Source organism: Microvirga sp. HBU67558 (genome assembly GCF_018069605.1).
Taxonomy (GTDB): Bacteria; Pseudomonadota; Alphaproteobacteria; order Rhizobiales; family Beijerinckiaceae; genus Microvirga; species Microvirga terrae.
In genome coordinates this window covers 1-251 of sequence record NZ_JAGPUP010000054.1, presented here as the reverse complement: position 1 = coordinate 251, position 251 = coordinate 1, and the positions used below count along the sequence as shown (strand labels likewise).

The following is a 251-nucleotide window of genomic DNA, read 5'->3' as shown; positions in this document are numbered from 1 at the left end:
GGATGGTCTGGTCGCCCAACCCGGCCAGGAAGCCGTCGAGCGGAATCCTGAGATCGCCCGAATAGACGCCAAGCGACGACAGCGTGCCGCCGGGGCGGAGCACGCGCAGCGACGCTTCGAAAGTCTCCTGTCGTCCGAGCGCCTCGATGGAGACGTCGACGCCGCGTCCGTCGGTGAGACGCTTGATCTCCTCGACCGGATCGACCTGCGTGAAGTCGATCACGTGGTCCGCGCCCATCCGGCGCGCCATC

The 251-nt window shown here is 67.7% G+C and carries 1 protein-coding gene; it reads right to left on the bottom strand.

Annotated elements, in window-relative coordinates; genetic code table 11:
- A partial coding sequence (locus tag KBI52_RS00205) for a zinc-binding dehydrogenase (protein ID WP_210804718.1) occupies positions 1-251 on the bottom strand: 251 nt, incomplete at both ends.